Origin of the sequence: Vibrio sp. HS-50-1 (assembly GCF_024747315.1) — a bacterium.
Classification (GTDB): Bacteria; Pseudomonadota; Gammaproteobacteria; order Enterobacterales; family Vibrionaceae; genus Vibrio; species Vibrio diabolicus.
The window spans coordinates 1-20227 of the sequence record NZ_JAMPZF010000024.1; the positions used below are offsets into that span (position 1 = coordinate 1).

Consider the following 20227-nt stretch of genomic DNA (forward strand, 5'->3'; position numbering starts at 1 on the left):
GACTTGAACTCTCACACCTTGCGGCGCCAGAACCTAAATCTGGTGCGTCTACCAATTCCGCCACTTCCGCAACTTATTCTGTAGTTATCAAGGTAATTGGTAAAAACCTAAATAACGTTGTTCATGGTGGCTACGACGGGATTCGAACCTGTGACCCCATCATTATGAGTGATGTGCTCTAACCAGCTGAGCTACGTAGCCATCTTTAACTATTTAAAATATGGTGCGGAAGGAGAGACTTGAACTCTCACACCTTGCGGCGCCAGAACCTAAATCTGGTGCGTCTACCAATTCCGCCACTTCCGCATCTATTCCTAATTGCTCTGATAAAAAGAACACTTAGGAATGGTGGCTACGACGGGATTCGAACCTGTGACCCCATCATTATGAGTGATGTGCTCTAACCAGCTGAGCTACGTAGCCAAAACCATATTTTTTGCTCTCAACGCTTTGTTGCCTTGTCGTTGGGAACGGCGCGCATTATGCGAAGTTGAGTGAGATCCGTCAACAGTTTTTTTTAATAAATTTCGGAAAAAACCTCGTTCGCTTCCTTTTTAAACAAAGAGGCGTGTTTATGATCTAAAACTGGAAATAAATTAGCTTGCAGTTAGGTAATTTATTTTTGCTCATTTACTTAAGGTATTAAAAAAGCCAGCTTAGCAGCTGGCTTTTAGTGTGAATGAAGTGTTTAAAATTCATTCATTTAATTAAACATTGAAGCGGAAGTGTACAACATCACCATCTTTTACGATGTAGTCTTTACCTTCTAGACGCCATTTACCTGCGTCTTTTGCGCCATTTTCACCATTGAATTGGATGAAATCGTCGTAACCGACTACTTCTGCACGAATAAAGCCTTTCTCGAAGTCAGTGTGGATCTTACCTGCCGCCTGAGGCGCAGTTGCACCAACAGGGATTGTCCACGCACGTACTTCTTTAACACCCGCCGTGAAGTAGGTGTGTAGAGTCAGTAGCTCGTAGCCAGAGCGAATTACACGGTTCAGCCCCGGTTCTTCGATCCCCATATCCGCTAGGAATTCTTCGCGATCTTCATCTTCTAGTTCAGATAGTTCAGATTCGATAGCTGCACATACAGGTACAACGACATTGTTTTCTTTTTCTGCGAACTCACGAACCGCATCTAGATATGGGTTATTTTCGAAGCCATCTTCGTTTACGTTTGCAATGTACATAGTTGGCTTCAGTGTTAGGAAGTTTAGGTAGCCGATTGCTGCTAACTCTTCTTTAGATAGCTCAACTGTGCGTGCCATGCCGCCTTCAGTTAGTACTGGTAACAGTTTTTCTAGTACGGTTAGTTCAAATTTTGCGTCTTTATCGCCGCCTTTTGCCTTCTTCGCGTTACGTTGAATCGCTCGCTCACAAGAATCAAGGTCAGCCATTGCAAGTTCAAGGTTGATCACTTCGATATCTTCGATAGGTGAAACTTTACCTGAAACGTGAACAATGTTTTCGTTTTCAAAACAGCGTACAACGTGGCCAATCGCGTCTGTTTCACGGATGTTAGCTAGGAATTTGTTACCTAAACCTTCACCACGTGATGCACCAGCAACAAGACCAGCGATGTCCACGAACTCCATCGTCGTTGGAAGAACTCTCTGTGGGTTAACGATCTTAGCTAGTGCGTCTAGACGTAGATCTGGCACAGGAACCACACCAGTGTTTGGTTCAATGGTACAGAACGGGAAGTTTGCTGCTTCGATACCCGCTTTAGTTAGTGCGTTGAACAGAGTTGATTTACCTACGTTAGGTAGACCAACGATGCCACATTTAAAACCCATGATAGTAACCTTATTCAGCTTTGAACGTGTGGAGGCGATTTTGTGCTTTAGATAGGCCATCCTTAATCAGGATATCTAGACAACGAACAGCCTCATCAGCTGCTGCATCTAAAAGCTCTTGCTCTTTAGCTGGCGCTTTACCTAATACAAAACCCGCCACTTTATCTTTGTGTCCCGGATGACCAATGCCAATACGAAGACGATAAAAATCTTTGTTATTGCCCAGTTTGCTAATGGTGTCACGCAGACCGTTGTGTCCACCGTGACCCCCACCTTTTTTAAACTTAGCGACACCTGGCGGTAAGTCTAGCTCGTCATGAGCAACCATGATCTCTTCAGGTTTAATTTGATAAAATTTCGCAAGCGCTGCGATCGATTTACCTGATAGATTCATGAAGGTGGTTGGGATAAGCAAACGGAGATCCTGGCCATTGACCATAATGCGTCCTGTTAGACCAAAAAACTTTGGTTCGTTCTTCAGTGTAACGTTGTGAACGCGTGCTAATTCTTCTACAACCCAAGCGCCCGCATTGTGACGAGTTCTGGCGTATTCTGGTCCTGGATTAGCAAGACCAACAAGAAGTTTGATTTGTTGACTCAAGGTTAGGATCTCTCTGGAATCTCAAAAAGCGCAGTATGATAGCACAGAATTCTCGCGGTGGGCGACCAAGGGATTTTCTAGTTATCAGTACAAATAAAAAAACACCCCAAAGAGGGGTGCTTTTGAAATCAGTATAACTGAAATGTTCGGATTAGTTGAACATTGCAGAGATTGACTCTTCGTTGCTGATACGACGAATCGCTTCAGCTAGCATGCGAGATAGGCTTAGTGTTGTCACTTTACCTGTTGCAGCCATCTCTTTAGATAGAGAGATAGAGTCAGTTACGATAACTTGGTCAAGAACTGAGTTCTTGATGTTGTCCGCAGCGTTGCCTGAGAATACAGCGTGAGTAGCGTAAGCGAATACACGCTTAGCACCGCGCTCTTTTAGTGCTTCAGCTGCTTTACATAGTGTGCCACCTGTGTCGATCATGTCATCAACGATCACACAGTCACGACCTTCAACATCACCGATTAGGTTCATTACTTCAGAAACGTTTGCACGTGGACGACGCTTATCTACGATTGCGATGTCGATGTCGCCTAGTGCTTTTGCTGTTGCGCGAGCACGAACAACGCCACCTAGGTCAGGAGATACCACAACAGGGTTATCTAGACCGCGAGCCTGCATATCTTCAAGTAGCACTGGCGTGCCGAAGATGTTGTCTACAGGTACATCGAAGAAGCCTTGAATTTGCTCTGCGTGTAGGTCGATAGTTAGAACGCGGTCAACACCAACGTTAGATAGGAAATCAGCAACAACTTTTGCAGTAATTGGCACACGCGCAGAACGTACACGACGGTCTTGGCGAGCGTAGCCGAAGTAAGGGATAACTGCAGTGATACGGCCTGCTGAAGCACGGCGCATTGCATCAATCATAACAACCAATTCCATTAGGTTGTCGTTAGTCGGTGCACAAGTGGATTGAATGATGAAAACATCGCTACCACGAACATTCTCATTGATTTGAACTGCAACTTCGCCATCAGAAAAGCGAGAAACAGATGCATCACCAAGAGAGATGTAAAGACGATCAGCAATACGTTGGGCTAGTTCAGGTGTTGCGTTACCAGCAAATAGCTTCATATCAGGCACGGTGGAAACCTCGGGTTTGCGTCCAGTTTAAATAGGTCGGTGTGAGGCTGATTGGTATTCAGCCAAAGTCTCTTTTAATGGCGAAATATTGCGCCCTTGAGCGACAAATGCCGAGACTTTATCAGAGAGTTGTGCAAGGATAGTTTCTGCTTCAGATTTGCTCGAAAATTCAGCAAAAACGCAAGATCCTGTCCCCGTCAATCTTGACGGCGCGTATTGTAGCAGCCAAGAAAGTTGCTTATCAACCTCTGGGTAGAGCATTCGTACAATTTTTTCGCAATCGTTTACGCTTGGCGTATTTAAAAGTGTTTCTAGATCTCGTTTTGGGGTGTTTCGCGTTAGATCTGGATGACAAAAAACGTCGACGGTTGCGATAGAAACATTCGGTCTGACGACTAAATACCACTTTTCTTCTGGATAAGCGGGGGAGAGTTTCTCGCCAACACCTTCAGCGAAAGCTGCAAATCCGCGCACAAATACGGGCACGTCTGCGCCCAACTTTAAACCAATTTCAGCCAGTTCATCGTCAGTTAGATTCAGTTGCCACAAGTAGTTCAGTGCCACTAGTGCTGTAGCTGCATTCGATGAGCCCCCACCAATGCCCCCACCCATAGGCAGCACTTTCTGTAGCTCAATATGCGCGCCAAAAGGGCAGTTTGAGTAAGCTTGAAGCGCGGTTGCTGCTTTCCATATTAGGTTGTCTTTTAGCGGAACGCCTTCGATTTCAGGGGAAATGGTGATCTCGCCAGACTCGTTGGCTTTTATGGTCAGTTCATCGCCGTGATCGACGAATTGGAATAAGGTTTGTAACTCGTGGTAGCCATTTTCTGTGCGACCGTTGATGTATAGAAAGAGATTCAATTTCGCTGGTGATGGCCAGCGGGTTGAAAGTTCGATCATTGGGTGATGTTCCATTTTGTGATCACTAGATTTATTTTGACGTCAGCAGTGGTGAGTTTCAGCTTATTTGGCAGTGGTAGAGACTGCTCATGCCATTGAACATCGCCATACCGTTGATAAGCAATACGCCAATCATTTAAACCAATTTGTTTGTTTAACGCTTGCAGTGTATTGGTTGGGGACAATTGGAATTTGTCGGCATCGGTCGGTAGGCCTAATAGCCAGTCAGGCATGTGGTCAACGGGCATCATTAACCCCGTAAGACGGTAAATTAGCTGGTTTGCACTGCGAGAGGAAAGGACCTGATCGTCGTAAGTTTCTACTGTGGCACCTTGTGGGGTGATGGTGAGCTTTAATGCCGTTTGTCCGAGAATCGTAGTTAAACGCAACTGGCTTAGTGCTGAAGAATGTTTCCAGTAGAAATTTAAATTTTGTCTTTGGTCTGGGCCAATATAACCAAGTTTTCCCGTTGCTTGAAAATCTTGGATGGTCTCGAGTCGTTGCTCATGAGCTTGCCATTCAACGCTGGTAACACTTTCAGGAACGGAGGAACAACCAGCGAGCAGTAAGCTCGACAAGAAAAAAAGAATAAAGGAGCGTAACGTCATGTTTGATGGCTTATTAATCAGTTTCGTCGGGAATCGCTCACAACTATAGCATTGAAAAGTCGCAGTTAGGAAAACAAATCCGGCTTACCCTTTCAATAAATGCGTGCTTACAGTAAAATTCTGGACCTATTTTATAACCTATCCCAGAGATACCACGTTAGATGTCCTTGCTTGCTATTGGAATCAATCACAATACAGCGTCTGTCGACTTGCGAGAGAAGGTGGCGTTTGGTCCGGATAAACTCGGCCCTGCACTCGAGCAACTTAGAGAGCACGAAGCGGTTAACGGCAGTGTGATTGTTTCAACCTGTAACCGAACTGAGTTGTACTGCGATGTTAAGCAAGGAGCGCGAAATAAGTTAATCGATTGGCTTGCTCAGTTTCATCAAGTGAGCCGCGAAGATTTAATGCCGAGTTTGTATGTGCATGAAGAACAAGCCGCAATTAAGCATTTGATGCGCGTATCATGCGGGCTAGATTCTCTGGTGTTGGGTGAGCCTCAAATTTTGGGGCAGGTAAAACAAGCATTTTCTGACTCGCGAGATCATCAAGCTGTCGATGCTTCAATTGATAAACTGTTTCAAAAGACGTTCTCAGTCGCCAAGCGTGTGAGAACAGAAACAGATATCGGCGGTAATGCTGTGTCCGTGGCTTATGCCGCATGTACATTGGCAAAACATATTTTTGAGTCGTTATCTGATTCAACCGTGCTTTTGGTTGGTGCGGGAGAGACGATTGAACTGGTCGCGAAGCATTTAGCATCCAACGGCTGCACAAAAATGATTGTCGCGAACCGCACTAAAGAGCGTGCGCAAGGCTTAGCGGATCAATTTGGCGCAGAAGTGATCAGTTTGAACGAAATTCCTGAACATTTGGCGAAAGCGGATATCGTGATTAGCTCAACGGCGAGCCCATTGCCTATTATTGGCAAAGGTATGGTCGAAACGGCTCTGAAGCAGCGCCGACATCAACCTATCTTGTTAGTCGATATTGCGGTGCCGCGAGATGTAGAGTCGGAAGTCGGTGAACTGAACGACGCATATTTGTATTCGGTTGATGACTTGCAATCTATCATCGACAGCAACATTGAGCAGCGTAAAGTCGAAGCGATTCAAGCCGAAGCGATTGTTAGTGAAGAAAGCGCTGCGTTTATGACATGGTTGCGTTCACTGCAAGCCGTCGATAGTATTCGCGACTATCGCAAATCAGCCAACGAAATTCGTGAAGAGTTACTGAGCAAAAGTTTGCAATCTTTAGCGGCGGGCGCAGATCCAGAGAAAGTGCTGCGCGAGCTGAGTAATAAACTCACCAACAAACTGATTCACGCTCCAACTCGCGCATTGCAAAGTGCGGCAGAGCAAGGCGAACCAGCAAAATTAACGATTATCCGCCAGACACTCGGCTTGGATGATCTATAACTCACGCTTTTTATTAAGAAAACGACACTATGAAAGCCTCTATTCTGACTAAGCTAGAAACGCTAGTAGAACGTTACGAAGAAGTTCAACATCTTCTTGGTGATCCTGATGTAATTGGAAATCAGGACAAATTCCGTGCTCTATCAAGAGAGTACTCTCAGCTAGAAGAAGTAACCAAGTGCTTCCAAGCTTATCAACAAGCACAAGAAGATCTTGTCGCCGCTGAAGAGATGGCAAACGAAGACGACGAAGAAATGCGTGAAATGGCGCAAGAAGAAATCAAAGAAGCGAAAGCGACGATTGAGCGTCTTACTGATGAGTTACAGATTCTTCTTCTGCCAAAAGATCCGAACGATGATCGTAACTGTTTCCTAGAAATTCGTGCAGGTGCGGGTGGCGACGAAGCGGGTATCTTCGCGGGTGATCTATTCCGTATGTACAGCAAGTACGCAGAAAAGCGTGGCTGGCGCATCGAAGTGATGTCTTCAAACGAAGCTGAACACGGTGGTTACAAAGAGATGATCGCAAAAGTGAGCGGCGACGGTGCGTACGGCGTACTGAAGTTTGAGTCTGGCGGTCACCGTGTACAGCGTGTTCCTGCAACTGAATCCCAAGGCCGTGTACATACTTCTGCATGTACCGTAGCGGTGATGGCGGAAATCCCAGAAGCGGATCTGCCAGAAATCAAAGCGGCAGACCTGAAAATCGATACGTTCCGTGCATCTGGCGCGGGTGGTCAGCACGTTAACACCACGGATTCTGCAATCCGTATTACCCACTTACCAACGGGTACGGTAGTAGAGTGTCAGGACGAGCGTTCACAGCACAAGAACAAAGCGAAAGCGATGGCAGTTCTTGCTGCTCGTATCGTTCAAGCGGAAGAAGAGCGTCGTGCCGCAGAAGTGTCTGATACACGTCGTAACCTTCTAGGTTCTGGTGACCGTAGTGACCGTATTCGTACATACAACTACCCACAAGGTCGTGTGTCTGATCACCGCATCAACCTGACCATCTACCGTTTGAACGAAGTGATGGAAGGTGACCTGCAGAGCTTGATTGATCCTGTGATTCAAGAGCACCAAGCAGACCAACTTGCGGCGCTCGCAGAGAACGGCTAATCGATGAGCCAAGTTCAATCAATTGAGCAAGCACTGAAAAGTGCGACGGTGAAACTGGCAGAAGGCGGCAAAGAGTCGCCTTCTCTCGATGCAGCTGTACTCCTCTGCCATGTCCTTGGCAAACCACGAACTTATCTACTGACCTGGCCAGAAAAAGCATTAGAAGCAGAGCAAAAATCTCAGTTTGACGCTCTACTTGAACGACGTTTAGCTGGTGAACCCGTCGCTTATATTATTGGTGAGCGAGAGTTTTGGTCTCTACCGTTCAAAGTTTCTCCCTCTACCTTGATCCCAAGACCGGATACAGAACGTTTGGTCGAAGTTGCACTCGATAAGACCTATGAGCAAACAGGACCTATTTTAGATCTTGGAACGGGGACGGGGGCAATTGCTATCGCACTCGCATCTGAAATGCCAAAACGTCAAGTGATGGGCGTAGATCTCAAGCAAGAAGCGAAAGCACTTGCAGAGTACAATGCTGAGCAGCTAAACATCAAAAATGTGACCTTTGCTCAAGGCAGTTGGTTCGAGCCTATTGCAGAGGGTACGAAGTTTGCTTTAATTGTCTCCAATCCGCCGTATATTGATGAAAAAGATCCACATTTATCCCAAGGTGATGTGCGCTTTGAGCCAAAATCTGCATTAGTTGCTAAGGAGAATGGTTTAGCCGATATCCGCCATATCTCGGATCTTGCTCGTCAGTATCTTGAAGTGGGCGGTTGGCTGGCATTCGAACATGGTTATGATCAGGGTGATGCCGTACGTGAGATAATGCGTGGTTTTGGTTACCAACAAGTTGCCACGGAAAAAGATTACGGCGGTAACGATCGAGTAACGCTCGGTTGTTTTGCCTGTTAATCACGGAAGTCAGCACACACTAACTAAAAAGAGAAGAAAAATGTACGTAGCTCTAAAACACATACACTTAGTGACGATTGCGCTCAGCGCGACACTATTATCGATCCGATTCGTGTTAATGATGATGAACTCACCGAAGCGAAATCATCGCTTTTTGAAAGTGTTTCCCCACATCGTTGATACTGCATTGCTAGTGTCAGGTATCGCGCTTATTTTCATTACTGGTTTCATCCCGTTTACTGATGCCGCACCGTGGTTAACAAACAAAATCACCTGCGTACTAGCGTACATTGCACTCGGTTTCTTCTCGTTGAAGCTTGCGAAAAACAACCTACTGAAGATATTTGGCTTTTTCGGCGCATTAGGTTGGTTGGTCATGGCTGCAAACATTGCTGTGTCTAAGAGCCCTACGTTATTTGGATAAGACGTCATGTTAGAGTTTTTTGACGAAGATTTTGACAATATACCGTTGGTTGAAGGGGCGCTTGAGTTGAATAAAGCGATTAATCCAGAAACCAAAGTACATTGGGCGAAACAAGAGTTAGAGCGTTTATATAAAGATGCGGAAGCCACGCTTGTTCATGAAACGGGTGAAGAGCAGCGATTTGATGCATTCCTACGACTGTTTTTCCATGAGTGGGGATTCAAAGGCGACGAGCAGGAATACTTTATTTCGGACAACAGCTTTATCGATAAAGTGTTGGAGCGCCGAAAAGGTATTCCGGTTAGTTTAGGTTCGATTTTATTATATCTAGGCAAAAAGCTGGGTTTCCCGTTGAAGGGAGTCACTTTCCCTACTCAGTTTCTGCTAAAAGTCGATTGGATGCATAAAAAGCCAGACTACATTAACCCATTTAATGGTGAGTATGTGGGGGAAAGAATTCTCCAAGCTTGGCTTATTGGGCAAGAAGGACCGTTGGCTCAGTTAAAGCCAGAACACTTTGAAGAAGCTGACAATCCAACCATTATTGGTCGCTGGTTAGCGTTGATCAAAAGCGCGATGTTACGTGAAGAGCACTACACGCTGGCGTTGCGTTGTACGAACCTTGCGTTAACCTTTGTGCCAGATGACCCATACGAGATTCGTGACCGTGGTTTTATTTTCCAACAGCTAGAGTGCCCTCAAGTGGCGGTGTCAGATTTTCAGTACTTTATTGACCAATGCCCTGACGATCCGGCTTCTGAGCTACTAAAATCACAAGTTAATGTGATGAGTGAAACGCACGTCACACTTCACTAATTTTATCGATGTGCCGAACTGTGGCGTATCGTGGACAGAAAAAGAGAATCAAAATGGAACAGAAAATCGTTAATATCGGCGACATTCAGGTTGCTAACGACAAGCCATTCACCCTATTTGCAGGTATGAACGTTCTTGAGTCTCGTGATCTTGCGATGCAGATCTGTGAGCACTACGTAAAAGTAACGGAAAAACTTGGCATTCCTTACGTATTTAAGGCGTCGTTTGACAAAGCAAACCGCAGTTCTGTTCATTCATACCGTGGCCCAGGCCTTGAAGAAGGTATGAAAATCTTCCAAGAGCTAAAAGACACATTTGGTGTGAAGATCATCACTGACGTTCACACTGAAGCGCAAGCTCAACCTGTCGCTGACGTGGTAGACGTTATTCAGCTTCCTGCATTCCTAGCTCGTCAAACTGACCTTGTTGAAGCAATGGCAAAAACAGGTGCGGTTATCAACGTGAAGAAACCTCAATTTATGAGCCCAGGTCAAGTGGGTAACATCGTTGAGAAGTTCGCGGAATGCGGTAACGACAAGATCATCCTATGTGAGCGCGGCTCTTGCCACGGCTACGATAACCTAGTCGTAGACATGCTTGGCTTTGGTGTGATGAAAAATGCATCGAAAGGCAGCCCAATCATCTTTGACGTAACGCACTCACTACAGATGCGTGATCCGTCAGGTGCGGCATCTGGCGGTCGTCGTGAGCAGACAGTTGAACTTGCGAAAGCGGGTCTAGCAACAGGCATCGCAGGTCTATTTATCGAGGCGCATCCAAACCCAGACCAAGCACGCTGTGATGGCCCATCTGCACTGCCGCTAGACAAGTTAGAACCGTTCCTAGCGCAAATGAAATCTCTTGATGATCTGATCAAGAGCTTTGCAGATATCGATATCAAGTAAACGCCAGATGACTGGTGATCAAATGCAATAGCCAACCTCGTGTTGGCTATTTTTTTATCAGATGGCGCATCATTCTCAGTTTCTTGCTGTAAAGGCTCTAGGCCGCTGGGAATGTGCATCAGTGACTCCCAATAAGAAAAAAGGTAAATAAATGAAGCAGCGTCTGATTATTAAAACTGCGTTGAGTGCCGCTATTTTGGCCTCGTTAGCTGGGTGTGCTACGCAACCTGCACCAGAATGGAATGCCGATACAACCTATAAATTGACCGTGCTACACACTAACGATCATCACGGTCGTTTTTGGCAAAATCGATACGGCGAGTACGGTATGGCGGCACGTAAAACGTTAATAGATGATTTGCGTGAAGAAATACAAGCAGAGGGGGGCAGTGTGTTACTGCTTTCTGGTGGTGACATCAACACTGGAGTACCTGAGTCTGATTTACAAGATGCCGAGCCAGATTTTAAAGGCATGAGCAAAATTGGTTACGATGCGATGGCGCTAGGTAATCATGAGTTTGATAATCCATTGGATGTGCTTTTCAAGCAGCAAGAGTGGGCAAGTTTTCCGATGTTGTCTGCCAATATTTACGATAAAAATACTGGCAAGCGCCTATTCCAACCGTACGCGATGTTTAACAAACAGGGTATTAAGATTGCAGTAATTGGTCTTACAACCGAAGATACAGCGAAACTTGGCAACCCTGAATTCATTGAACAAATTGACTTCCGTGACCCAAAAGAAGAAGCCAAGAATCTAATTGCTGAGCTGAAAGAAACAGAGTACCCAGACCTTATTTTTGCTGTCACACATATGGGACACTATGAGAATGGCAATAGAGGCATCAATGCACCTGGTGATGTAGCGTTAGCTCGTTATTTGAATGAAGGTGATCTGGATATGATTGTCGGTGGTCACTCACAAGAGCCGGTTTGTATGGAAGGTCCAAACGTCATCAAAAAGAGTTTTAAACCGGGTGATGAATGTCAGCCAGATCAACAAAATGGTGCTTATATTGTTCAGGCACATGAGTGGGGGAAATATGTGGGACGCGCCGATTACGAGTTTCGTAATGGTGAACTCTCGATGGTGAGCTACGATCTGATCCCAGTAAACTTGAAAAAGAAAATTAAAGTTGATGGTCAGTCGCAACGAGTTTTGATCCAAGAAGAGATTGAACAAGACGAAGCGATGCTTGAGTTTCTTCGTCCTTATCAAGAAAAAGGTCAGGGCAAGCTAAACGTGAAGATTGCAGAATCTAACGGTAAGCTTGAGGGTGACCGCAGTGTGGTTCGTTACCAGCAAACAAACTTAGGTCGATTAATTGCAACGGCTCATATGGAACGTGCAAAAGCAGATTTCGCCGTAATGAATTCTGGCGGCGTTCGCGATTCGATTGCAGCAGGTGACATTACCTACAAAGATGTGCTGACTGTTCAGCCATTTGGCAATATGGTCTCTTACGTTGATATGACGGGCAAAGAAGTACTGGATTACCTAAATGTCGTTGCAACTAAGCCTGTCGACTCTGGAGCTTACGCGCAGTTTGCGGGTATTGCGATGAGTATCAATAATGGTGAGGTAACCAATGTGTTCATTGGTAATAAGCAACTTCGCTTAGATGGTAATTACCGATTTACCGTACCAAGCTATAATGCTGCTGGTGGTGATGGTTACCCTAAAATCGACGATCATCCAGGGTATGTAAATACAGGTTTTACCGATGCTGAGGTTTTGAAGGATTATTTAGAAACACACAGCCCTATTGATGTTAATGAGTATGCCCCTTCAGGTGAAATCACGTATTTAGTTGATACGGCGATTGATCAGTAACCCAACAGAGAAAAAGCGATTGACTCAAACTCGCTGATATCATTAACTAAAAGCGCAGATCCAATTCAATCTGCGCTTTTTGTTTTTATGAGGAGAATCTTGATGACTCCGGCCATTAATCTTGCGAAAAAGAAAAAAATTCCACACACGATTCATCAGTATGAGCACGACCCTAGAGCCGATAGTTATGGCTTGGAGGCTGCTGAAGTACTGGGGCAGGATCCGAAAACAGTATTTAAAACCTTGCTGTTCTGCTTGAACGGCGAGCCAAAGAACCTTGCGGTTGCGATTATCCCTGTTGATCAAAAGCTGAACCTAAAACTGGCAGCGAAAGCAGCGAAGGGCAAAAAGGCCGATATGGCTGATCCGGAAATCGCGCAAAAGACCACAGGTTATGTTGTTGGTGGGATTAGCCCACTGGGGCAGAAGAAAGCCTTACCTACTTTTTTGCACGAAAGTGCAGCAGAGCAAGACACAATCTGTGTAAGCGCAGGGAAGAGAGGATTAGAGATTGAACTCGCCCCGAAAGATTTGCTTGGATTAACTCGTGGTCAGTTTGCACCTCTTTGTCTGTAAACTCATGACAAATAAAAAGGACGCTCATGAGCGTCCTTTTTTGATCTTGCCTGTCAGAGAAGCGTTACTTACTTCTTCAGACTCAATGTACCACCGGTGCGTTTAGCTGGTTTGCTTGGCTTCGCGGCATTTGGGTTCATGTAATGCTGCTTAGGCTTACTCGGTGATTGAGGCTTGTTTGCTGAGTGCGTATTGCTCGATGCATCTGGTTTACGGTGTGATTTTCCATGCTCGCCTTGCGGTCTGCTACGTTCACCTTGTGGTTTCGCTTTGTAATGTTCTTTAGCTGGACGTCCGCCTTCATCGTCACGCTGACGACGCTTTTGTTGACCTTTTTTCGAGTTTGGAGCATGACGAAAATCGTCTGCGTTATTTCCGCGGTAGGTACGTGGCTTTTGATTTCGTCGAGATACCGAGTCTTGGTTTTCTTCACGGCTGTCATATAACTTCGCGTCGGTCGCTTTACGAATATTGCGGCCTTTTGAGTCAACACGAGATGCCTCTTCTGTACCCACCGAACCATCGCACATAGCAAGAATCTCAGCGACTTCATCGTCAGTTAAGTAACGCCATTTTCCGTTCGGAATACCGTCAAGAGAGATATTCATGATTCGAACACGACGAAGCTTAAAGACTTCGTAACCTAGTGCTTCACACATACGACGGATTTGGCGGTTAAGTCCTTGAGTGAGCACAATACGGAAAGAGAACTTAGTCTCTTTCGTTACCTTACAAGGTAGAGTGACGGTATCGAGAATCTTAACGCCGCTCGACATCTGTTTGAGAAACTCACCTGTAATCGGTTTGTCCACGCGCACAACGTACTCTTTTTCGTGGCTGTTGCCAGCACGGAGGATTTTGTTAACGATGTCGCCATCGTTGGTCAAAAAAATCAGACCATCAGAGGGTTTATCCAAGCGGCCAATCGGAAAGATACGTTTTTTGTGACCGATAAAATCAACGATGTTTCCAGGTACATCTCGTTCTGTTGTACAGGTGATGCCTGTTGGTTTATTGAGAGCGATATAAATCGGCTTCTCTTTTGCTGCAACTGGCTTACCGTCCACACAAACATCATCACCAGGTAGTACTTTTGTTCCCATTTCAGGCTTGTTTCCATTAATGGTGACACGACCTTGTTCAATCAGTCTGTCTGCCTCACGGCGTGAACAAAAGCCAGTTTCACTGATGAATTTATTTAATCGTTTAGCGTTGTCTTGTGACATTTTTGTCTCCTAACGTTTCACAACGGCGAATGAAGTTTCCTTCCCGTGAAAGGGAAGAAAGAATAAGGGCGGGCATTCTAGCATTAGGGTGAAATTTAGCCCAACCGTTTTTGGTGACGTTCGCGAGTTTCTAATTTCTTTTCCGCACTTTTTCTAAGTAGAACGTAAACGGCTCCGGTCCCACCGTGAAAGCGTTGCGCACTATGCACGCACTGAACTTCTCTGATTTGTTGTAGCCAGCTGCTAACAAAGCTTTTCATTAGTGCTGGTGGATTTGAGCGTTCTCCTCGGCCGTGGACAATAACGACCGTTCGTATGTCCATTGATAGGCACTGTTTTAAAAACTTTACGACTTCATCACGAGCTTCTTTCAATGTTTTACGATGCAGATCTAGGCGTGCTTGGATTGGATATTTGCCAAGACGAAGCTTCCGGTAAACCCCGTCTTGTACGCCATCACGTTTAAACTCAACAAAGTCCTCTGGTTTCAGCATTTCTGCGTGATCAAGTGACAGGTATTCTGGGTCATCTTCTGTTAGCCAGATTGCCGCTTCTCTCTTGGCGAGCTGCGCTTCGGTTACTTGGTGTACTTTTTTGTGTTCGGCGGTGTCTTGAGTGATCGGCTTTACATCGCCCATCATCTGTTGGAACAGATCAAAATCGTCATCGTGAGACATAGTAGTAATCTCATTAAGAACAGGGAGGAATAATAGGATTATATCAATGAGTGGTGCATTGAGATCAAATAAAAAACCGGAGTAGGCAAGTAACCGACTCCGGTGCAAAGCGTTTCTAGAGCTAAGCGAGATCTAGTGAGGAGATTTGTCGTTCATGATCTTGTATATGAAGAAACCGCCGTAAAATAACATCAGACCAATTGCCCCAAAGATTACTATCATTGACGATAGACCCACTGCATTACCAAATAGGAGATCAAGCCAAAAGTCCATACGTTTCCTCCAAGATGTTCCCGACAGGCATAAAACTAAATGGCAGTGCCTTGTTGCACACTGATCTGGATCAATTATGTTGCTAAGGTTAATAAACTGTATTTTGTTGTGAGTTATCAGTCACATTTTACGTGCTAGTGTTCAGTTATTCATCAAACGAATTAAGACCTAAGGTTTTTTTGTAAAAAGCACTTGCGTCACAGTTCAGAATCCGTAATATACGCATTCGTTGACGGGGACAAGTCCTCAGTTAAACATCTCGGTGAATAGCGCAGTTTGGTAGCGCATCTGGTTTGGGACCAGAGGGTCGGGGGTTCGAATCCCTCTTCACCGACCAATTTTAGAAAGCCTGCTCAATGAGCAGGCTTTCGTCGTTTTTAGCGCTAGTAATTTTAGACTTCAATAGTATCGAGCCAAATGGGTTCACCTGACGTTAGAATATGGCACTTCACCGACACGTATTGAGAGGAAGGCTCTACAGAGATGTAGGGCCTTTTCATTTTTTAGAGCGAGTAAATTTATTACTTGATGTCACACGAGATAGTGCTGATAGGAGTTTCAGACGTTGTGAAGCAAACATAAGCGGTCTTTGGATGGTTTGGACCAACTTTGATGTAACCTGCTTTTAGTTCGTCTTCATCAAACGTGACAGAGTGAGATTTGCTCGAGCTTCCATCAAAGTAAACAGCTTCAAAGCCTTGATTCATCATATGTGCGACGCGATTTCGGGTATGGTTAGTGGAAAAAGTGATGTTCGCACAACGCATCATTGGTTTTTCGGTAATAAGAAACTGGCCACTCTCTTTATCTAGTACCCCGCCTTTTGCTTCCGGGGTTATATCAATAGCTTGAAAATTTTCTACGTTACATGACGGTTTAGCATAAGCAAGCGATGAAGTGAGCATCATACTGCTCACGCATAGGAATAAAGCTTTAAATTTCATATGAGTTATTATGTATCCACATAGGTTAGAGTCGTTTTAGCAGAGGAGTAAACCATTGTCAGTGATCGTGTTAGCGTGATGCCTTGCTATTCATCATTGATGAGGCTGGCTGCCTTCAAATAAATTTCTAAATATGGCACCTAGCTTGGCGGGTTTTACCGAGTGGTTTTATGTCAAAGCCCCTTTTTTTAAGCAGCTCAATCAGATTATCTTTACCAACTAGATGCAAACTGCCGACAACAACGGTATAGCGACCCGAACGTTGAGGTAGGACACTGCCAGTATCAAGTTTTTTTGCCCAATCTCGATTGCGCTCATATAAGAAAGCCTGATTAAAATCTTCTGTTGCTTGATCGGTTAATGATGCCTCGACCAACATACTACCATCACCGCTCTTCCAGCTTTCTATCAAACACTGAACCAATTCTTCCCCACCGTCATATTCTTCAATTGACGAGAGGAGCATCTCTTTACCGCCTTCTGATTGACCTGCTATTAAATCAATTTGGAATTGCACGGACTCCAGTGGAATGACCGGGATTTGTTTTTTATCAGCGAGTCCTATTAAGTGCATGTCGACCCCTTTATCAGAGACATACCCCAGTTTGTTGACTAAAGCGAGTTGGATGGTTAATGCAGCCGTCCATGGTGGAGAATTCAAAAGTTGAGTTTCTGGCAACCCTAAATCTTGTGCTATCTCGACTAAGTGGCGACGTTGAGCCTTGTCTAAAACATCTTTAGAAAGAATGGTTGTTTGTGGGTAAACCAAACCTTCAGAGTTTCTGACATCAGCTTCGATAATCAATCCAGCGCTTTGGCTTAAGTGCTGAGTAATAGTTTTAGGGAGCGGGTACATCGTTTTATCGCCCACATGCACAGAGCCAATGATCATCAGCTCGGTTTCCCCTTTTTTTGCTAACCAATGTTGCGGTTCTGCATAAGAGGAAAAGGGAGCAAAGGCAACAAGTAGGGATGATATGAGTGTCAAGAGACGAAACATAGAATGGTCCTCAGGTAAGTACCTTTAAACTTTATACGCAAAAATGCTTGAGGTTAAGTGCAATTTCTCTAGTGGGGATATTCGACAAAATCGTCATTTCTAAAAATATTGACGAGTTTTGACGATGAATAAATGAGAGTCACTTCACGAAAGATAAATAGGTCATTCGCTTACTAATGGTTCACAAAATAATTAGGCGTGATCCAAATCTTACAAAATCAGTCGTAACTCATGAATATTAGTGACCTAGATCGCAGCAAACTCGTCAAAACAAGTTGTTCGATTTTGACGTGGCTTGTAACTTCATGAAAGTTAAGTTTTTATGGTTTTTGCTGAGTATCATTTTTTGAACTAGATCACTTCCTATTTCTATTTATTTTACGCTTAGAAATAACTGGTTGTATGTTGAATGCAACTGTTAGGCCCCTCGCATTTGAGGAGCCGCGATTTTTATCATTGTCGTTTTGAACCACTGACTTTTTTGGGGAAGTAAGATGTTTAAACCTAGTCTGATTGCTGTTTCTGTTATCACCACATTAGCAGGTTGCTCTGCTCTGCAAAGCTCTGAGCAACAAGTTGTAAATTCACTGGCTAATAGCCTTGATATTCAATACCAAGTGTTGACTAACCACGGTGCAAACGAAGGTCTTGCTTGTCAGGATTTAGGGGCTGAGTGGGCTTCTTGTAACAAGGTGAACATGACGCTAGTTAACCAAGGTGAAGCGGTTAACTCTAAAGATTGGGCTATCTATTTCCACAGCATTCGTCTGATTTTGGATGTAGATAATGATCAGTTCAAAATTTCTCGTGTAACGGGTGACCTACACAAACTGGAACCAACAGATAAGTTTGATGGCTTTGCGGCGGGCGAAGAAGTGGTACTTCCACTAATTGGCGAATACTGGCAGTTATTTGAAACCGACTTTATGCCAGGCGCTTTCGTGGCTGCACCAAACGCAGAACCTAAGATGATCGCTTCTCTTAACACAGAAGACGTTGCATCTTTCGTGACTGGCCTTGAAGGTAACAACCTAAAACGTACGCCAGATGACAACAACGTATTTGCAAACGCTGTGTCTCGTTTCGAGAAGAACGAAGACCTAGCAAAACAAGACGTATCAACCACGTTACTACCAACGCCAATGTCGGTTGAAGCAGGCAAAGGTACAGTAGATATCGCGGCGGGTATTGCGCTGCCTATAGACGCATTCGATGCGACTCAATTCGCAGCAATTCAAGATCGTGCAGAAGTGGTAGGTGTGGATGTTCGTGGTGATCTTCCTGTAAGCATCACTGTTGTTCCTGCAGACTTCACCGGTGAATTGGCAAAATCTGGTGCTTACGAGATGAGCATCAAAGGCGATGGTATTGCGATTAAAGCGTTTGACCAAGCAGGTGCTTTCTACGCAGTACAATCTATCTTTGGCCTGGTAGATAGCCAAAATGCTGATTCTCTACCACAACTGTCTATCCAAGATGCACCGCGCTTTGATTACCGTGGTGTGATGGTGGATGTGGCTCGTAACTTCCACTCTAAAGACGCCATTCTCGCAACGCTAGACCAAATGGCAGCGTACAAGATGAACAAACTTCACCTTCACCTAACCGATGATGAAGGCTGGCGTTTAGAAATCCCAGGCCTACCTGAGCTGACAGAGGTTGGCGCTAATCGTTGTTTCGATACACAAGAGAAAAGCTGCGTACTGCCTCAGCTTGGTTCCGGTCCAACGACAGACAACTTTGGCTCTGGCTACTTCAGTAAAACAGACTACGTGGAAATCTTGAAATACGCGAAAGCGCGTAACATTGAAGTCATTCCCGAAATCGATATGCCAGCACACGCGCGTGCAGCGGTAGTATCAATGGAAGCACGTTACGACCGCCTGATGGAAGAAGGTAAGGAAGCTGAAGCGAATGAATACCGCCTGATGGATCCTCAAGATGCTTCTAATGTCACTACGGTTCAGTTCTACGATAAGCAAAGTTTTATCAACCCGTGTATGGAATCTTCCACTCGCTTTGTAGATAAAGTGATTTCAGAAGTGGCAGCAATGCACGCTGAAGCTGGGGCACCGCTAACGACATGGCACTTTGGTGGTGATGAAGCGAAGAACATTAAGCTTGGCGCTGGTTTCCAAGACGTTAACGCAGAAGACAAAGTAAGCTGGAAAGGCACGATTGATCTGTCGAAACAAGACAAGCCATTCGCGCAATCTCCACAGTGTCAGGCGTTAATCGCAGACGGTACAGTGAGCGATTTTGCTCACCTACCGAGTCATTTTGCACAAGAAGTATCAAAATTAGTTGCTGAGAAAGGCATTCCAAACTTCCAAGCATGGCAAGATGGTTTGAAATACAGCGAAGGTGAGAAAGCATTCGCAACAGAAAATACGCGTGTTAACTTCTGGGACGTTCTTTACTGGGGTGGTACATCATCAGTGTACGAGTGGTCCGAGAAAGGTTACGACGTGATCGTTTCTAACCCTGACTATGTGTACATGGACATGCCATACGAAGTTGATCCGAAAGAGCGTGGTTACTACTGGGCAACACGTGCAACCGATACGCGTAAGATGTTTGGCTTTGCACCAGAGAACATGCCTCAGAACGCAGAAACCTCTTTAGACCGCGATGGCAACGGCTTTACTGGTAAAGGTGAAATCGAAGCGAAACCTTTCTACGGTCTATCAGCACAGCTTTGGTCTGAGACAGTACGTAACGACGAGCAATACGAGTACATGGTATTTCCTCGCGTACTTGCAGCCGCAGAGCGTGCATGGCACCGTGCAGATTGGGAGAATGACTACAAAGTGGGTGTTGAGTACTCGCAAAACTCTAACCTAGTTGATAAAGCATCGCTAAACCAAGACTACAACCGCTTTGCGAACGTACTTGGCCAACGTGAACTGGCTAAGCTAGAAAAATCTGGTATCGACTACCGCCTTCCAATTCCTGGTGCGAAAGTAGAAAACGGCAAGCTAGCTATGAACGTTCAGTTCCCTGGCATTGAACTACAATACTCGTTAGACGGTCAAAACTGGCTGACTTACGCAGACAATGCTCGTCCAAGTGTGAAAGGAGAAGTGTTTATCCGATCTGTATCGGCGACAGGGGAAAGAGCAAGCCGAGTAACTAGCGTGAAATAACCTTAATC

The 20227-nt window shown here is 45.1% G+C and carries 19 protein-coding genes and 4 tRNA genes; 10 read left to right on the top strand and 13 right to left on the bottom strand.

Annotated elements, in window-relative coordinates:
- Positions 1-124: 124 nt before the first annotated feature.
- The 8 genes from NDJ01_RS09645 to lolB all read right to left on the bottom strand — a co-directional run bounded on the left by NDJ01_RS09645 (position 125) and on the right by lolB (position 5004).
- Positions 125-201 (bottom strand) — tRNA-Met (locus NDJ01_RS09645).
- A gap of 20 nt (positions 202-221) precedes the next feature.
- A tRNA-Leu gene (locus NDJ01_RS09650) sits at positions 222-306 on the bottom strand.
- A 40-nt stretch (positions 307-346) separates the two neighbouring features.
- Positions 347-423 (bottom strand) — tRNA-Met (locus NDJ01_RS09655).
- 284 nt (positions 424-707) lie between these two features.
- A complete protein-coding gene (gene ychF, locus NDJ01_RS09660; protein ID WP_005393178.1) occupies positions 708-1799 on the bottom strand; it encodes a redox-regulated ATPase YchF in 1092 nt (363 codons plus the stop codon).
- Positions 1800-1809: 10 nt separating this feature from the next.
- Positions 1810-2400, bottom strand: a complete 591-nt coding sequence (gene pth, locus NDJ01_RS09665; RefSeq protein ID WP_005384112.1) for an aminoacyl-tRNA hydrolase — start codon at positions 2398-2400, stop codon at positions 1810-1812.
- A 151-nt stretch (positions 2401-2551) separates the two neighbouring features.
- Complete coding sequence (locus tag NDJ01_RS09670) at positions 2552-3496, bottom strand: ribose-phosphate pyrophosphokinase (protein ID WP_005393176.1); 945 nt, start codon at positions 3494-3496, stop codon at positions 2552-2554.
- A gap of 27 nt (positions 3497-3523) precedes the next feature.
- Positions 3524-4396, bottom strand: a complete 873-nt coding sequence (gene ispE / locus NDJ01_RS09675; protein WP_005393173.1) for a 4-(cytidine 5'-diphospho)-2-C-methyl-D-erythritol kinase — start codon at positions 4394-4396, stop codon at positions 3524-3526.
- Complete coding sequence (lolB, locus tag NDJ01_RS09680; protein ID WP_258586635.1) at positions 4393-5004, bottom strand: lipoprotein insertase outer membrane protein LolB; 612 nt, start codon at positions 5002-5004, stop codon at positions 4393-4395. Before lolB ends, ispE begins: the two co-directional genes overlap by 4 nt.
- 161 nt (positions 5005-5165) lie before the next feature.
- Here lolB and hemA point away from each other — a divergent pair, with 161 nt between their 5' ends.
- The 8 genes from hemA (at position 5166) to ybaK (ending at position 12953) form a co-directional block, all read left to right on the top strand.
- Positions 5166-6422 carry a glutamyl-tRNA reductase gene (hemA, locus tag NDJ01_RS09685; RefSeq protein WP_005384104.1) on the top strand — a complete coding sequence of 419 codons (1257 nt, stop codon included), beginning with the start codon at positions 5166-5168 and terminating at the stop codon, positions 6420-6422.
- 29 nt (positions 6423-6451) lie between these two features.
- Positions 6452-7540 carry a peptide chain release factor 1 gene (gene prfA / locus NDJ01_RS09690; RefSeq protein ID WP_005382222.1) on the top strand — a complete coding sequence of 363 codons (1089 nt, stop codon included), beginning with the start codon at positions 6452-6454 and terminating at the stop codon, positions 7538-7540.
- Between the two features lie 3 nt (positions 7541-7543).
- Positions 7544-8398 (top strand): peptide chain release factor N(5)-glutamine methyltransferase, encoded by an 855-nt coding sequence (gene prmC / locus NDJ01_RS09695; RefSeq protein WP_258586636.1) that lies wholly within the window; start codon positions 7544-7546, stop codon positions 8396-8398.
- Between the two features lie 40 nt (positions 8399-8438).
- Positions 8439-8822 carry a SirB2 family protein gene (locus NDJ01_RS09700; RefSeq protein WP_258586637.1) on the top strand — a complete coding sequence of 128 codons (384 nt, stop codon included), beginning with the start codon at positions 8439-8441 and terminating at the stop codon, positions 8820-8822.
- 6 nt (positions 8823-8828) lie between these two features.
- Positions 8829-9638: a SirB1 family protein gene (locus NDJ01_RS09705; protein WP_258586638.1), complete on the top strand. Its 810-nt coding sequence runs from the start codon at positions 8829-8831 to the stop codon at positions 9636-9638.
- A 53-nt stretch (positions 9639-9691) separates the two neighbouring features.
- Complete coding sequence (kdsA, locus tag NDJ01_RS09710; RefSeq protein WP_005384095.1) at positions 9692-10543, top strand: 3-deoxy-8-phosphooctulonate synthase; 852 nt, start codon at positions 9692-9694, stop codon at positions 10541-10543.
- Between the two features lie 151 nt (positions 10544-10694).
- Positions 10695-12377, top strand: coding sequence for a bifunctional UDP-sugar hydrolase/5'-nucleotidase UshA (ushA, locus tag NDJ01_RS09715; RefSeq protein WP_203346573.1), 1683 nt, complete (start codon positions 10695-10697; stop codon positions 12375-12377).
- Positions 12378-12479: 102 nt separating this feature from the next.
- Entirely contained in the window at positions 12480-12953 is a 474-nt protein-coding gene (gene ybaK / locus NDJ01_RS09720) for a Cys-tRNA(Pro) deacylase (RefSeq protein ID WP_085342950.1), read from the top strand.
- A gap of 68 nt (positions 12954-13021) precedes the next feature.
- Here ybaK and rluF read toward each other — a convergent pair whose 3' ends face one another.
- From rluF to NDJ01_RS09735, 3 genes are all read right to left on the bottom strand, one after another.
- A complete protein-coding gene (gene rluF, locus NDJ01_RS09725; protein WP_006743334.1) occupies positions 13022-14179 on the bottom strand; it encodes a 23S rRNA pseudouridine(2604) synthase RluF in 1158 nt (385 codons plus the stop codon).
- 95 nt (positions 14180-14274) lie between these two features.
- Positions 14275-14856: a DNA endonuclease SmrA gene (gene smrA, locus NDJ01_RS09730; protein WP_005393162.1), complete on the bottom strand. Its 582-nt coding sequence runs from the start codon at positions 14854-14856 to the stop codon at positions 14275-14277.
- A 132-nt stretch (positions 14857-14988) separates the two neighbouring features.
- On the bottom strand, positions 14989-15129 hold the full coding sequence (locus tag NDJ01_RS09735) for a DUF3149 domain-containing protein (protein WP_005382236.1): 141 nt from the start codon (positions 15127-15129) through the stop codon (positions 14989-14991).
- Positions 15130-15389: 260 nt separating this feature from the next.
- Here NDJ01_RS09735 and NDJ01_RS09740 point away from each other — a divergent pair.
- A tRNA-Pro gene (locus NDJ01_RS09740) sits at positions 15390-15466 on the top strand.
- Between the two features lie 184 nt (positions 15467-15650).
- Here NDJ01_RS09740 and NDJ01_RS09745 read toward each other — a convergent pair.
- Together NDJ01_RS09745 and NDJ01_RS09750 are read right to left on the bottom strand one after the other, a co-directional pair.
- A complete protein-coding gene (locus NDJ01_RS09745) occupies positions 15651-16073 on the bottom strand; it encodes a hypothetical protein (RefSeq protein WP_048626110.1) in 423 nt (140 codons plus the stop codon).
- Positions 16074-16200: 127 nt separating this feature from the next.
- Positions 16201-17073: a TraB/GumN family protein gene (locus NDJ01_RS09750; RefSeq protein ID WP_006743037.1), complete on the bottom strand. Its 873-nt coding sequence runs from the start codon at positions 17071-17073 to the stop codon at positions 16201-16203.
- Positions 17074-17567: 494 nt separating this feature from the next.
- Between NDJ01_RS09750 and NDJ01_RS09755 the strand changes: the two genes are divergently transcribed.
- Positions 17568-20219, top strand: a complete 2652-nt coding sequence (locus tag NDJ01_RS09755) for a beta-N-acetylhexosaminidase (protein WP_258586639.1) — start codon at positions 17568-17570, stop codon at positions 20217-20219.
- The last annotated feature ends 8 nt before the right edge of the window (positions 20220-20227 follow it).